The organism is Tardiphaga sp. 20_F10_N6_6 (assembly GCF_052076045.1).
Lineage (GTDB): Bacteria > Pseudomonadota > Alphaproteobacteria > Rhizobiales > Xanthobacteraceae > Tardiphaga > Tardiphaga robiniae.
Window position 1 is genome coordinate 4,585,560 of sequence record NZ_CP197239.1, and the last position, 13,577, is coordinate 4,599,136.

The following is a 13,577-nucleotide window of genomic DNA, read 5'->3' on the forward strand; positions in this document are numbered from 1 at the left end:
TCCCCTCTCCCCCAGCGCGGCGAAGCCGCGCGCCGCGGGAGAGGGTGGATCGACCGCGCAAGCGGTCGAGACGGGAGAGGGTGCCAGGAGCACTGTGCGTTGCTGTTACCCCTCTCCCGCCTTCGCTTCGCTCAGGCACCCTCTCCCGCAAGGGGAGAGGGGAAGTAAGCAACGCGCGTATCCCTCCTGCAAATTTGTGCCTTCATATCCGCAGGCCGCAATGCTCTAGTCGCGGCGCAATAAATGCCGCAAGCGATTGCGGACAATAACAATTCCGCGACGAGGAGTTTTCGGGAGTGATCGACAAGCGCGTAGCCAGCGCGGCCGAGGCCGTGGCTGGGGTGAAGGACGGGGCAGTCGTCCTGGTGGCCGGGTTCGGTACTGTCGGCATTGCCGATGATCTGCTGGAGGCGCTGCACGAGCAGGGTGCGACCAATCTCACCATCGTCCACAACAATGCCGGCAATGGCGATACTGGTTTGGCCCGGCTGATCAATTCCGGCCGCGTAGCCAAGGTGATCTGTTCTTATCCGCGCTCCGGCGACTACAGCGCTTTCCTGAATGCCTATCGTGCCAAGACGCTGGAACTCGAACTGGTGCCGCAGGGCATCATCAGCGAGCGCATGCATGCCCATGCCGCGGGGCTCGGCGGCTTCTTCTCGCCGGTCACGGCGCATACGAAACTTGCCGAGGGCAAGGAGACCCGCGAGATCGACGGCGTGCTGTATGTGTTCGAGAAGCCGCTGAAGGGCGACATTGCACTGCTGCGCGCCAAGAAGGCGGATCGCTGGGGCAACCTCGTCTATGACCAGTCGGCGCGCAACTTCAATCCGATCATGGCTATGGCTGCCGATCTCAGCGTCGTGCAGGTCAATGAAATGGTCGAACTCGGCAGTCTCGATCCGGAAGCGGTGGTGACGCCGAGCATTTTCATCGATCGTGTGGTGGTAGTGGGAGCAAAGGCATGACGTCGTCTGACAAGACCGCAACATACAAGCCGCTCAATCGCGACCAGATGGCCTGGCGCGCCGCGCAGGACCTGCAGGAAGGCGCCTATGTCAATCTCGGCATCGGCATGCCGACGCGAGCGGCGAGCTATGTGCCCGATGGGCGCGAGGTGATCTTCCACAGCGAGAACGGCATTCTCGGTCTCGGTCCGAAGCCGGAGCCGGGCACGGAAGACGAGAACCTGATCGATGCCGGCAAGAACTACACGACGCTGATCAAAGGTGGGGTGTTCATGCATCACGCCGACGCGTTCCTGATGATCCGCGGCAAGCATCTCGATGTCAGCCTGCTCGGCGCCTTTGAAGTCTCGGAAGCCGGCGATCTCGCCAACTGGACCACGGAAGATCCGTCTTTTCCGCCCGGTGTCGGCGGCGCGATGGATCTTGCGGTCGGCGCCAAGGAAATCCGCGTCATCATGGATCATACCGACAAGGCCGGTAAGCCGCGTATCCTCAAGAAGTGCCGGCTGCCGCTCACGGCACCGGGCTGCGTCAAGCGCATCTACACCAATCTGGCGGTCATTGACGTCACGGAGCAGGGCCTGTTCGTGCGCGAGATGGTCGAGGGCATGACTCTGGAGCAGTTGCAGGCGCTCACCGAGCCCAAGCTGCAGCTCGCCAACAACTGGCAGTCGCTCACCCCGCCCGCGATGGCGGCGTAGTTGGCTCGTCATTCCGGGACAGGACGGACCGCGTAGCGGGCCGGCATGGGCCCGGAATCTTGAGCTGCTTTGCACAACATGTCGAGATTCCGGGTTCGGTCCCGCCGCCTACAGCGTCGGCCCGCCCCGGAATGACAGTCCCGTTCGCCTGCCGCGCAACCTCCAGAAGTTCCGGTATCCGTTTACTCGTCCTTAGCCAATGTGCCGTAGGTTTGGGCATCGGCTTTGCGCGCGCTTGCGCGCGATGACCGGGATGTTGGGAGTGATGAACGGGGGCCCCACGTGGCAACGACGACGCTTGTCCGGAAGAAGCCGGCTTCTTTTAAGTTTCCTGCCCTCAGGTTCCGCGCCAAGGTGACGCTGGGCTTTGCGGCCGTGCTCGCCATATCCGCGCTCAGCATGGTGCTCGCTTATGTCGGCTTCGAACGCATCTCGGCCGGCGTGGTGTCGTATCGCACCAGCGTTGCGGAGTCCGGTCTGGCCCGCAATATCGACCGCGAACTGACCTCCTATCAGGCGCTGACGCGCTATTACGTCCTCACCAGCAATGAAGCGGACGCCAAGGCAGCGAAGGCTGCGGAAACAAGTCTGAAGGACGCCATCGACCAGTCGATGAAAGTGACCAAGGACTCCGCGCGGCTCGACAAGATCACCAAACTGTCCCGCGAATTCATTACGTTCACCAAGGTGTTCGCCGACATCCTCACCGTCAAGGGACAGAACGACGCCATCGCCTCGACCCAGTTGTCGCGCACCAGCCTGATGCTGCGTAACAAGATCGATGATCTCGGCGACACCGCGACCATGGCCGGCCTTGCTTCCGTGCAGGATCAGGTCAAGGAAATCACCACCCAGTTCATCACCGCGACCTCGCTCGTGAACACCTATATCGGCAAGGCCGAGGACAAGACCTCGAATGCCGCAACAGCCCGCATCAAGTTCCTGCAGAACTCGTTTGCGACGATCTATGCCAATGACGACAAGATCAACAACAAGGTGAAGGAGATCACCGCGGAGACGAAGCTCTACGCTGATGCTTTCGTCAAGTTCGTTGAGAACACCAAGAAGGTCGACGGTCTCGTTCAGGAAATGTCGGAGACGGCGGGAGCGATCACCAAGCTGTCGACGGCGATGAAGGGGGATCTGCTGTCCGATCAGCAGCGTCTCGAAACCGAATCCGACACCACGATCCACGACACCGAGCGCCAGGTGATGGTGCTGGGCGTTGGCGGCTTCATCGTCGGTGCCATCCTTGCGCTGCTGCTGGGCCGTAGCATTGCCGGTCCGATGATTGCGATGTGCGCAGCGATGCGCAAGCTCGCAGCCGGCGACTTCGAAGTGGTGCTGCCGGGTCTTGGCCGCCGCGACGAACTCGGCGACATGGCGTCCGCCGTGGAAGAGTTCAAGGTACAGGCCATCGCGAAGGCCGAGCGGGATGCCGCGACTCAGGAAGAGCAAAGCCGCGAGGCCGGTGCGGCGCGCCGTGCCGAACTCATCCGCTTTGCCGACGATTTCGAGGCCGCCGTGGGCGCGATCGTCTCGAATGTGTCGGCATCGGCAGGGCAGCTGGAAACCGCAGCGGGCACGCTGACGCGCACCGCCGAGACTACCGAGGGATTGTCGAGCCGCGTCGCCGGCGCATCGGATCAGGCCTCCTCGAACATGCAGTCGGTCGCGACCGCGACCGAAGAACTCTCGCTGTCGGTCAACGAAATCGGCCGTCAGGTGCAGACCTCCAGCAAGATCGCAGACAGCGCCGTCGTGCAGGCGCAGCAGACCGATGCCCGCATCGGCGAATTGTCGCGCGCAGCGCAGCGCATCGGCGACGTCGTCGATCTCATCACGGCGATTGCGGAACAGACCAACCTTCTGGCGCTGAATGCGACCATTGAGGCCGCACGGGCCGGCGATGCCGGCCGCGGCTTCGCGGTCGTGGCGTCCGAAGTGAAGTCACTGGCCAGCCAGACTGCAAAGGCGACCGAGGAAATCTCGACCCAGATCGCGGGCATGCAGAGCGCGACGCAGGAATCGGTGTCGGCGATCAAGCAGATCGGCAGCACCATCGGCGAGATTTCCGGCATTGCCTCGGAGATCGCCAGCGCCGTCGAGCAGCAGGGCGCTGCCACGCGCGAAATCGCACAGAACGTCCAGCGGGTTGCCCACGGCACCCAGCAGGTCGCCGGCGATATCGTCGACGTCAACCGCGGCGCGACCGAAACCGGCGCGGCGTCGGCTCAGGTGCTGAATTCGGCACAGACCCTGTCGAGCGAGAGTGCGCGGCTACGTGCCGAGCTCGATCGGTTCATGGGGAATATCCGCGCGGCGTAAGTTTCGCGTCGCTGCCCGCAACTATAACTCCGTCATGCCCGGGCTTGTCCCGGGCATCCACGTCTTTGCCGCAAAGCAAGACGTAGATGGCCGGGACAAGCCCGGCCATGACGGCGTATTATTTTGCGTCTGCCATATAGGCCCGCCATCCGCCAAACGACGAGATGTCCCGCGCGCCTTCCGTCGCCTTGGCTTCCACTAGAAAGCCCTTGACGCTCGATCCGTCGGACAATGTCAGTGTGCCGATCGACATCGGCTGCGGAAGCGACGCAACGAATTTGCCGAAAGCCTCTGCCGACAGCGCCCAGACTTCGACGGCGATTTCCGCGCCCGTACCCTCCGCGACGCGCAGCAGGCCGGGCTTCGCCGGCGTCGTGCCGTTGAGCGCATAGAATTTGTAGTCCGGCGCCGTCGTCGTGGCTTTCAGCAGGCGACCGTTCAGCGCCTGCAACTCGCCGTTCAGCGCCATGCCGGAGAGATGCGCGCCGACCACCGCGATTGCGATTTCGCCTTCGGCCAGCTCAGTGGACAGCGGCGCGAGCGTCGGCTGGGGTAGAGCCCTGGCGCCAACCGGCAATTTGGTGTCGGCATGAAACACCCGGCCGATGCTGGCGAGCAGCGCGTCATCGCCGCCCGGCGCCAGCAAAGTGATGCCGAACGGGATGCCGTCGGCACGCATGGCGGCGGGGATGGCGAGGCCGCAGAGGTCGAGCAGGTTGACGAAGTTGGTGTAGGTGCCGAGCCGCGAATTGAGCTCGATGGGATTGGCGAGCACCTGCGCCGTCGTATAGGCGGTCGGCGCGGTCGGCAGCACCAGCGCGTCGATAGCAGTGAAAGCCTGCTCAGCGACACGCTTCAGCTCCTGCAGCTTGTACAAAGCCGCAAACGTATCGGTCGCGCTCTGGCGTGCACCGGCGATGGTGATCTCGCGCGTCACGGGATGGATTGCGTCCGGCGCAGACGCCAGCAGATCGCGGATCACCAGCAGGCGCTCGGCGACCCATGGTCCGTCGTAAAGCAGCCGCGCGGTTTCATAGAACGGCTCAAGGTCGAACTCGACCAGCGTCGCGCCGAGCGAGGTCCAGCGCTTCAGCGCGTCCGCATAGGCTTTCTCCGAGGCCTTGTCGCCGAAGAAGATCAACTGGCCATTGCGCGGCACGCCGAGCTTGAGGTCCTTCGGAAACGCGGTGAGCGAACCCGGTACCCGCTTGCGCGAATAGGGATCATGGGCGTCATAGCCGCCCATCACATCGAGCGCGGCAACAGCATCGTCCACCGTGAGTGTGAAGATCGAGACGCAATCCAGCGTGCGGCAGGCCGGCACCACGCCGGCGGTCGGGATCAGGCCGAGGCTGGGCTTGAGGCCCACGATATTGTTGAGCATGGCGGGCACGCGGCCAGAGCCGGCGGTGTCGGTGCCGAGCGTCAGCGGCACGAGTCCCGCGGACACGGCAACGGCAGAGCCGGAGCTCGATCCGCCCGGCACGAGATCGTCGCGGATCGCATTCTTGGGAATGCCATAGGGTGAGCGCACGCCGACCAGACCTGTCGCGAACTGGTCGAGATTGGTCTTGCCGATGACGATCGCGCCAGCGGCACGCAGCCGCGCCACGGCGCTGGCATCGCGCGTTGCGTTATAGGCGAAAGCGGGACAGGCGGCGGTAGTCGGCAAACCGGCGACGTCGATATTGTCCTTCACGCCGACCGGCACGCCATAGAGCGGCAGCGTGGCGGGATCCTTCGCAGCAAGCGCCTCGGCTTCGGCAATCGCCTCGGCCTCAACGCGGAGCGTGATGAAGATCGCCGTGTCGCCGCGGTCGCGGATGCGCTGATAGCTTCGGGCGACTGTCTGTGCGGGCGTCACGGTGCCGGCGCGATGCGCGGCAACGATGGCGGCGATCGTTTCGGGAACGGACTCACTCACGATGCGAACCTGCTGCGGATGGCACGGGTGTGCCACCCGCAGGTTGAGACGATGTTATTCAGCAGGCACGGCAAGTGGCGGCTCCGATTGCGGGACAGAAGACAGGCTGGTTGCGCCGAACTTGTCCGCGGCAAAGAGCCCGGCTGCAACAAGAGCATAAGCGAGAGCGACGCCGGGCGTCACCCCCAATCCGCCGCCGATCCCGATCGCCTCGCCATGCATGAAGCCGAAATAGGTCAGGACCGCGCCGGCCAGAGCGAAGGCCGATGCATTGATAAATTTGCGCTCGATGACGAACACCGCGATGGCGCCGAGCACGAGGCCGACCAGGATCGAGCCGCCGCCCATGACTTCGAGGCCGTGGAACAGCACGCCGTTCTGGCCCATCTTGGCGATGAATTCGGGCGAATGGATCGCGCCGAAATTCATGCCGGCGGCACCGAGTGCGCCCGACAGCAGCACCGTGGCCCAGGCCGCAAGATGCGGCGTGAGTGCGAGGGCAATCGCCGGAGCATGTTCGCGCGGCGTGGTCTCGAACGCCTGCGCACAGATCAGCATGCCGATATAGAGCAGGATCGGTGAGATCGCGACCACGGGGATAACGGCCAGCATCAGTGAGATGACGCCGAACCAGGAAAGTACGATCACCATCAGGCCGGTCGCCGCCGAATAGCCGATCCGGCCACCCATCGCCTTCCAGCCGGGATGGCCGATATAGACCGCGTTGATGAAGGGGTTGCCCATCAGGCAGCCGATCAGCGAGACGACGCCGTCGGCGGTCAGCACGCGGGTGGTCGGATATTCGTCGCCGGCAGCTTCCGCGCTTTCGACATTGTCCATCGCCTCGACCAGATCGTAGATGCCATAGGGAATGGCGGTGACCAGGATGATGCCGAGGAACTGGAATCCTGAGAACACGTGATCGAAAGCCGGGAGTGGCACCGAGAAGCCGAAATTGGTGAAGGCCGCCTTGACGCCGGCGACGCTGACGCCGCCGATTCCGACGCCAAACAGATTGGAGCCCCAGGCGATCACCATGCCGACGCCGATCGCGACGAGGCCTGCCGGAATCCCCTTGGGATATTTATAGCCGCCGAACCAGCTCAGCATGATGATGGCAAAACATGTGAGGCCGATCACCGGCGTCATGAACATTTCCAGCGCCGGACGCATCGCGATAAAGGCGATGGAAACGCCGGCCAGCGTGCCCAAGAGCGCGGCGCGCGGTGTCACCTTGCGGATCCAGGGCGCGATGAAGCCGCCGATCATCAGGATGAAGCTCTGGAAGAACACCCAGACGAGGCCGGCTTCCCAGCCCTTGATGGGATCGCCTGTGGTGATCGAGATCGGCAGCATGATCACGAAGGTGACGATGAACATATGCGGCACGCTGATGCCCGAGGGCAGCGCGCAGACGTCGCTGCGGCCGGTCTTCTGCGCCAGTTTGTAGGCAAGCCAGGCGTAGTACATCGTGGACAGGCACATCATCAGGCCCATGGCCGGCAGGATGCGGCCGAACACGATGTTGTCAGGCATTTTCAGGACGAAGCGCAGCAGGCCGGTCAGCACCAGCATGTTGACGAGGATATTGGTGCCGAAGCCGAAAAACGCATTCCAGTCGCCCGGTGTCCATAGAGCGGGCTTGAAGTCGGATTTGCCGGCAGAATCTTTAGAAAACGTCCCCGCGGTCGTGCTCATCGTGATGCTCCTGCTGCAAGTTTGTTGGAAGTCTCCGGTGCATTTTCAGAAAGTGTCATTGCTTCAAGGATTGCGGCGGATGAGGCGACCCAGCCGAAGATGCCGCCCTGGGCCTTGATCATCTTCAAGCCCATCTCGTGGAATTCAGGAAAGTAGGACGCGCAGCCGTCAGAAATGACGATGCAGCGATAGCCGCGGTCATTGGCCTCGCGCACGGTGGTGTTGACGCAGACCTCCGTGGTGACACCGCAGACCAGCAGCGTGTCGATGTCGCGCGCCTTGAGATCGGCGCCGAGCGTCGTGGCGTAGAATGCGCCCTTGCCGGGCTTGTCGATGACGATCTCGCCCTCGACAGGATAGAGTGCGGGAATGATGTCGTGACCGGCCTCGCCGCGAATGAGGATGCGTCCCATCGGACCGGGATCGCCGATCCGCAGGCTCGGCGCGCCGCGTTCGATCTTGGCGGGCGGTGCGTCGGAGAGATCAGGCAGGTGCCCCTCACGGGTGTGCACCACCATCATCCCGGTTTCGCGCGCGGCTTTCAGCACCGCAGCGATCGGGGCGACGGCGCTGGCGAGTTGCGACACGTCGTTGCCGAGTGTCTCGCCGAAGCCGCCGGGCTCCATGAAATCGCGCTGCATGTCGATGATGACGAGCGCTGTCGTGCCCCAGTCGACCGCGATCGGGCCGGGTTCTGCAAGGACCGTCGTTGTATGCAGTGAGTCCGCCATTGCCGTGTACTCCCCGAGGCATGGATGTCTCAGAGGTTAACAAAGCAAGCAGCGTGCCATTGTGTACAACTGCGACGATGGAATAGTTCAGGAGATTATATTTAAATAAATCAGATGGTTATTTCAGAATAGCTTTGCGGCCTAAATGTCGTTCGCAGGCCGGACGCTGGTTAATTGCTTAGTTTATAGCCGAGGCTGATAGATCGGCAGCGATCGCGCGTCATTGCAGCCCGAGGGCCGCAATGACGTGGCGTGCGTGACCTCAATCCCAGCCGTCGCCTTTGATGCCTGGATTCGCATAGACGATGCCGCCATCCACCGCGATGGTGGCGCCGACGACGTAATCGCCGGCGCGCGAAGCGAGATAGATCGCGGCGCCTGCCATGTCCTCGTCGGTCCCGATCCGGCCGGCGGGGACGCGGGTCGCCACTTCATCGGCATTGTCGCGTGCAGCCTTGTTCATGTCCGACTGAAACGGGCCCGGCGCGATGGCCGTGACGACGACGTGATCCTGGATCAGTTTGACGGCCATCCGCCGCGTCAGGTGGATCAGGCCGGATTTGCTCGCCGCATAGGAATAGGTCTCCATCGGATTGACGAAGATGCCGTCGATGGACGCGATGTTGATAACCTTGGCCGGCTTGTCCGCGCTGGCTGCTGCACGCAGCGGCCCGGCCAGTGCCTTGGTCAGAAAGAACGGCGTCTTGACGTTCAGCGTCATCACCTTGTCCCAGCCGCTCTCCGGAAATTCATCGAAGTCCGCGCCCCAGGCGGCGCCCGCATTGTTGACGAGAATGTCGAGCTTGGGTTCGCGCTTCTTGATTTCGGCAGCCAGCATCTCGATGCCGGCCATGGTCGAGATGTCGATCGGCAGTGCGATGCATTCACCGGCATACTGCGCTGAGAGTTCTTTCGCGGTGGCTTCGCACGGCCCGGCCTTGCGCGCGGTGATGTAGACCTTCGCCGCGCCCTGGCTGAGAAATCCTGCCGCGATCATCTTGCCGATGCCGCGCGAGCCGCCGGTGACGAGTGCAATGCGGCCATCGAGCGAAAACAGATTGGTGAACATGACGCCTCCCGTTTGTTTTATCGTTGGGCCGATTGTGTGCGGCGGCGGGCAAGGGGAGTCAACAAGCGCTGCTGCAGTTGACCCAGATCAAGGCCGGAACCGGCGGCCGGCGTAGGCTTCTCGCGTTGGTTCGTCCAGCAAACGGACCTCAACCCAATGGGAGAGTGTCATGAGAGCTCATCAAATTATGACCCGCAAGCTCGTCACCGTGTCGCCGGACGCGTCGATCAGCGAAGCTGCGCGGCTGATGATCGATTATCACGTTAGCGGATTGCCTGTGGTGGATGCGGCCGGCAAGCTGGTTGGCATTGTGACCGAGCGGGACTTCCTGCGTCGGCACGAGGTCGGCACGCAGCGCAGGCGTCCGCGCTGGCTCGAATTCGTGCGTGGCCCCAGCCTGCAGGCCATCGATTATGTCCGCGAAGCCGGCCGCAAGGTGCACGAGATCATGACCCGCGAGGTCCGCACGGTAACGGAGGAGACCGGTCTGGCCGATATCGTCGACGTGATGGAGAAGTATCACATCAAGCGCGTGCCGGTGGTGCAGGGCGACAAGCTCGTGGGTATCGTCAGCCGGCAGAATTTCGTCGAAGCCATCGCCGATCTCATGCACGATGTCTCCGATGTCGGGTCGAGTGATGCGTTGATCCGCCGCCGCATCGTCGCTGTGCTCAGGCATAACGAATGGACACCATTCGGCCTCGACGTCCGGGTGAAGGATGGCGTCGTGGACATCGACGGCTTCATCACGGACGAGAATGTCCGTCGGGCGATTGTCGTGGCTGCTGAAAATGTAGCTGGCGTAACCCGCGTCAACGAGCATCTGTGCTGGGTCGATCCGATGTCGGGCGTGTATTTTCCGCCGGATGCCGATCTGCCGCTAAAGCCGGTCTGATCCGGCGCGGGACGCAAGACTCCAGCAAGGCTGCAGTTCGCCTGCAGCGGGCCAGGCTATCCGACGTCGCCGCGCTGGAAGCCGTTCCACATCGCGGTGGCCGCGCCGGAGGTCAGCACCGGCAGATAGCGGGTGTCCTGATAGTTGCCGTTCAGCGAGACCCGCGGCAGCGCTGTGAGCTGCGAGAAGTTGTCCGAGGCGATCACGCCGGGGCGCGTCGTCACGGCTGTCTCGAAGCCGGCGCTTTTCGCCAGTGCGAATTCCCGTGAGCCCGCGGCGCAGCGGTCGCCATAGGGATAGGCAAGATGCACGGCCGGGCGCTGCAGAACGTTTTCGATATCGGTGCGGCTGGCTGACAGCTCATGCACGACCATCGCTTCGCTCTGTTTGGCGAGATTGCAGTGGCTTACGGTATGCGCGCCGATTGTCACCAGTGGATCGGCGGCGAAAGGTTTGAGTTCGTCCCACGACATGCACAGTTCGCGGCTGACCGCGTCTTCGTCGATGCCATGCGCGGCGCAGAGCGCGCTGACCTCGCGGCGGATATCCGCTTCTTCCGGCAATCCGCGCAGCCAGCCATGCAGGCGGTCGAACGCCATGTCCTTGCCGGCGAGAGTCGATGTGTCCAGGCGCACCATCTGTCCGTCGATCGGGGCCTCGATCGCATCGGCTCTGGTAACGACACGCTCCAGCGCCACCCACCATAGCCGACCTGTGCCGGAGGCGAAGTCGCTGGTGACATAGACCGTGAAGGGCGCGTCGAAATCCCGCATCGCGGGCAATGCATGGTCGCGGTTGTCGCGATAGCCGTCGTCGCAGGTGAAACAGGCGAAGCGGCGCGAGAAATCCCGTTCCGTCAACCGCCGCTGCACTTCATCGGGCGTCACGATATCGACGTCGGTCGCGCGCAGATAAGCGAGGGTGGCGCGCAGGAAATCGGGTGTGATCTCGAGGTGACGGTTGGGCTGGAACGAACCGGCATGCGCAGGGCGCACATGGTGCAGCATGAAAATGGTGCCCACGCCGCCGAAGATCGGTCGCAACACGCGGTGGGCGCCACTGAAATACAGCGCATCCAGGCCGGCACGAATAATCGTGTTGCGAATCTGCTTCATCGTATGACCGAGCAATTGATGCTACCCACGGAAATGATCAGAAACGATTGAACAAAGCGTTATTCGAATACCCGCGGCGACGCCAGAGGTTTGCCTTGATTTCAATTTGACAGTCCCGCAAGGGTTTGTTTTCTCTCTGTTTCCAGACCCGCAGGACGTCGAATGCACGGATTTTACAGGTGGAGTGCCAAATGGTGGCCCGGGCTCATCCCGCTTGCCATCCTTTGGGTGGTTGCTGCCTGGGTTAGCACGATTCCGCTTGAAACGGATTTAACGGCGCGCAGCACTGCGGCGCTGAAAAACACGATCCTCGACAAGAGCCAGATCACGGTTGCCGGCCGTGACGTAGCGTTTTCTGCCGAAGCGTTTTCGGAAGATGGTCGCCGCAGCGCGGTCTCGTCGGTCGAGGCCACGCCTGGCGTTCGCCTGGTCAATGACGAAACCCGTCTCGTCGCGGAAGCCAAGCCGTTCGTCTGGGTCGCGGAGCGCGACAATGTCCGCGTCACGCTGTGGGGGACCGCGCCATTGCCGGCCAGCAAGGCGCGCATCGTGGAAGCGGCCCGCGCCGCACTCAGCGGAACCGAGGTCTCCGACCGCATGGGTCTGAAGCGCGGCGCGCCGCCGCGGTTTGATGCCGCAGCTGTGCTGTTGCTCGATCAGGTTGCCAAGCTGAAGGAAGGCAAGGCGGTGATTTCGGATACCAATATCAGCCTCTCCGGCATGGCGCGCGATCTCGGTGGCCGCGAAGCCATTGCGGCGGCGCTGAAGAATCTGCCGGAAGGCTTCACGGTCGCAGCCAATGACGTCAAGGCGCCGCCCTATGTGTTCCAGGCCAACAAGGACCCGGTGACGAATACGCTGACGCTGAGCGGCTATGTCCCGGACAACACCATTCACGCCGCGCTTGCGTCGGCTGCCGGACGCAAGTTCGGCAATGAGAAGGTCGTCGACAACCTCAAGGCCAGCATCGGCGCGCCCGGTGGTTTTGCCGCCGCGGTGACGACGGCACTGGGTGCGCTGTCGCGGCTGTCGACGGGGACCCTGGTGGTGTCCGACCGCGAGGTGAAGCTGTCAGGGGACGCACTCTACGAAGTCGCCGCCGACCAGATACGCGCAAGCCTGGCGCGCGAACTCCCGCAGGGGTGGCAGGCCAAAGCCGAAGTCTCGGTGAAGCCCGCAGCGGCACCGGTCGATGCCAGCGTGTGCCAGCAGCTCTTCGCGCAGAATCTGACCAAGGGTCGCATCCGGTTCGAGCCCTCCAGCGCCAGCATCAATGTGGATTCCGCCGGCTTGCTCGATCGCCTCGTGGAAATCGCCATGCGCTGCCCCAATGTCCGGGTCGAGATCGCCGGTCACACCGACGGCGATGGCGACGCAGCGTTCAATCAGTCGCTGTCGGAAAAGCGCGCGCTCGCCGTCGAAGAATATCTCGTGAAGGCAGGCCTGCCGGCGGACCGTTTCTCGACCATCGGCTACGGCAGCACCCAACCCATCGCCACCAACGATACCGACGAAGGCAAGCTGCAGAATCGCCGGATCGAATTCGTCGTGAGGCAAGCGCCATGACCTATCTTGCGATGTTTCACTGGGGCTGGCTGCTCGGGGCGTTCCTGATCGGCTTCTGCATGGGCTGGATCGCCGTGGTCTATCGCGGGCGTTCGGTGTCGCGGGTCTGGATCCAGCGCCTGTCGGTGATCGCCGCGGTCATCGTCGGCATCGCGATTGCCAAAGTCGTGCCCGGCCGCTTTGGCTACTGGCTCGATCTCGGCCTCGCATTGTTCGGCTTCTATCTCGTCGGCTGCGCCATCGGATCATGGCTGCGCGACATCGTGGTGGTCAGGCAGCAGGCCCGCGCGACCTGAGGTCTGTGGTGCATGCCGCTGCCGTCTTTTTTATCAACGTCTCGCCGCCAAATCGGCGGCATGAGGTCACGAAAGCCTCATTGTCACGTGAGACGCGTCAGGACGTTGGCATTTTGCCGCAGCGAATGCGCCCGAGAGGCTGGTGGTTTGTTAGGGCTGACCTAATATACTGATGTGGCTTGTTTTTATTCACAGCCGGCGAATTCCACTTTGCCGCAAAACGCGCTACGACGGTTGTGCCGGAGACAACTGATGTGGCGGTTCCGCCGAGGCTAGTCTGACTTCC

Annotated in this window: 11 protein-coding genes; 6 read left to right on the top strand and 5 right to left on the bottom strand. The window is 63.0% G+C overall.

Annotated features, from left to right (window positions below):
* The first annotated feature begins 296 nt into the window (after positions 1 to 296).
* From AB7813_RS22020 to AB7813_RS22030, 3 genes are all read left to right on the top strand, one after another.
* Positions 297 to 968 carry a 3-oxoacid CoA-transferase subunit A gene (locus tag AB7813_RS22020; RefSeq protein ID WP_093758046.1) on the top strand — a complete coding sequence of 224 codons (672 nt, stop codon included), beginning with the start codon at positions 297 to 299 and terminating at the stop codon, positions 966 to 968.
* Positions 965 to 1,669, top strand: coding sequence for a 3-oxoacid CoA-transferase subunit B (locus AB7813_RS22025; protein ID WP_210185319.1), 705 nt, complete (start codon positions 965 to 967; stop codon positions 1,667 to 1,669). The genes AB7813_RS22020 and AB7813_RS22025 overlap by 4 nt, the downstream gene beginning before the upstream one ends.
* A 282-nt stretch (positions 1,670 to 1,951) precedes the next feature.
* Complete coding sequence (locus AB7813_RS22030; RefSeq protein WP_244558494.1) at positions 1,952 to 3,997, top strand: methyl-accepting chemotaxis protein; 2,046 nt, start codon at positions 1,952 to 1,954, stop codon at positions 3,995 to 3,997.
* A gap of 118 nt (positions 3,998 to 4,115) precedes the next feature.
* On the opposite strand, the gene atzF is transcribed toward AB7813_RS22030, so the two are convergent.
* The 4 genes from atzF to AB7813_RS22050 all read right to left on the bottom strand — a co-directional run bounded on the left by atzF (position 4,116) and on the right by AB7813_RS22050 (position 9,419).
* Positions 4,116 to 5,921, bottom strand: coding sequence for an allophanate hydrolase (gene atzF, locus AB7813_RS22035; protein WP_441228381.1), 1,806 nt, complete (start codon positions 5,919 to 5,921; stop codon positions 4,116 to 4,118).
* A gap of 54 nt (positions 5,922 to 5,975) precedes the next feature.
* Complete coding sequence (locus AB7813_RS22040) at positions 5,976 to 7,619, bottom strand: regulator (protein ID WP_320446361.1); 1,644 nt, start codon at positions 7,617 to 7,619, stop codon at positions 5,976 to 5,978.
* Complete coding sequence (locus tag AB7813_RS22045) at positions 7,616 to 8,350, bottom strand: cysteine hydrolase family protein (protein WP_184512931.1); 735 nt, start codon at positions 8,348 to 8,350, stop codon at positions 7,616 to 7,618. The genes AB7813_RS22040 and AB7813_RS22045 overlap by 4 nt, the downstream gene beginning before the upstream one ends.
* 262 nt (positions 8,351 to 8,612) lie before the next feature.
* Positions 8,613 to 9,419, bottom strand: a complete 807-nt coding sequence (locus AB7813_RS22050) for an SDR family oxidoreductase (protein WP_068737620.1) — start codon at positions 9,417 to 9,419, stop codon at positions 8,613 to 8,615.
* Between the two features lie 169 nt (positions 9,420 to 9,588).
* On the opposite strand from AB7813_RS22050, the gene AB7813_RS22055 reads away from it, so the two are divergent.
* A complete protein-coding gene (locus AB7813_RS22055) occupies positions 9,589 to 10,314 on the top strand; it encodes a CBS domain-containing protein (RefSeq protein WP_439065631.1) in 726 nt (241 codons plus the stop codon).
* Positions 10,315 to 10,370: 56 nt separating this feature from the next.
* On the opposite strand, the gene AB7813_RS22060 is transcribed toward AB7813_RS22055, so the two are convergent.
* The gene (locus AB7813_RS22060; protein ID WP_439065632.1) at positions 10,371 to 11,429 is read right to left on the bottom strand and encodes a polysaccharide deacetylase family protein; all 1,059 of its coding nucleotides are present in this window, start codon (positions 11,427 to 11,429) and stop codon (positions 10,371 to 10,373) included.
* A gap of 162 nt (positions 11,430 to 11,591) precedes the next feature.
* Here AB7813_RS22060 and AB7813_RS22065 point away from each other — a divergent pair, with 162 nt between their 5' ends.
* Together AB7813_RS22065 and AB7813_RS22070 are read left to right on the top strand one after the other, a co-directional pair.
* The gene (locus AB7813_RS22065) at positions 11,592 to 12,995 is read left to right on the top strand and encodes an OmpA family protein (RefSeq protein ID WP_439065633.1); all 1,404 of its coding nucleotides are present in this window, start codon (positions 11,592 to 11,594) and stop codon (positions 12,993 to 12,995) included.
* Positions 12,992 to 13,291 carry a hypothetical protein gene (locus tag AB7813_RS22070; RefSeq protein ID WP_068737611.1) on the top strand — a complete coding sequence of 100 codons (300 nt, stop codon included), beginning with the start codon at positions 12,992 to 12,994 and terminating at the stop codon, positions 13,289 to 13,291. Before AB7813_RS22065 ends, AB7813_RS22070 begins: the two co-directional genes overlap by 4 nt.
* Positions 13,292 to 13,577: the final 286 nt, after the last annotated feature.

Bases quoted from the DNA above. Each gene is read 5' to 3' on its own strand.
- AB7813_RS22025 (WP_210185319.1), top strand. From the start codon at position 965: ATGACGTCGTCTGACAAGACCGCAACATACAAGCCGCTCAATCGCGAC.
- AB7813_RS22040 (WP_320446361.1), bottom strand. From the start codon at position 7,619: ATGAGCACGACCGCGGGGACGTTTTCTAAAGATTCTGCCGGCAAATCC.
- AB7813_RS22045 (WP_184512931.1), bottom strand. From the start codon at position 8,350: ATGGCGGACTCACTGCATACAACGACGGTCCTTGCAGAACCCGGCCCG.
- AB7813_RS22050 (WP_068737620.1), bottom strand. From the start codon at position 9,419: ATGTTCACCAATCTGTTTTCGCTCGATGGCCGCATTGCACTCGTCACC.
- AB7813_RS22055 (WP_439065631.1), top strand. From the start codon at position 9,589: ATGAGAGCTCATCAAATTATGACCCGCAAGCTCGTCACCGTGTCGCCG.
- AB7813_RS22060 (WP_439065632.1), bottom strand. From the start codon at position 11,429: ATGAAGCAGATTCGCAACACGATTATTCGTGCCGGCCTGGATGCGCTG.
- AB7813_RS22065 (WP_439065633.1), top strand. From the start codon at position 11,592: ATGCACGGATTTTACAGGTGGAGTGCCAAATGGTGGCCCGGGCTCATC.
- AB7813_RS22070 (WP_068737611.1), top strand. From the start codon at position 12,992: ATGACCTATCTTGCGATGTTTCACTGGGGCTGGCTGCTCGGGGCGTTC.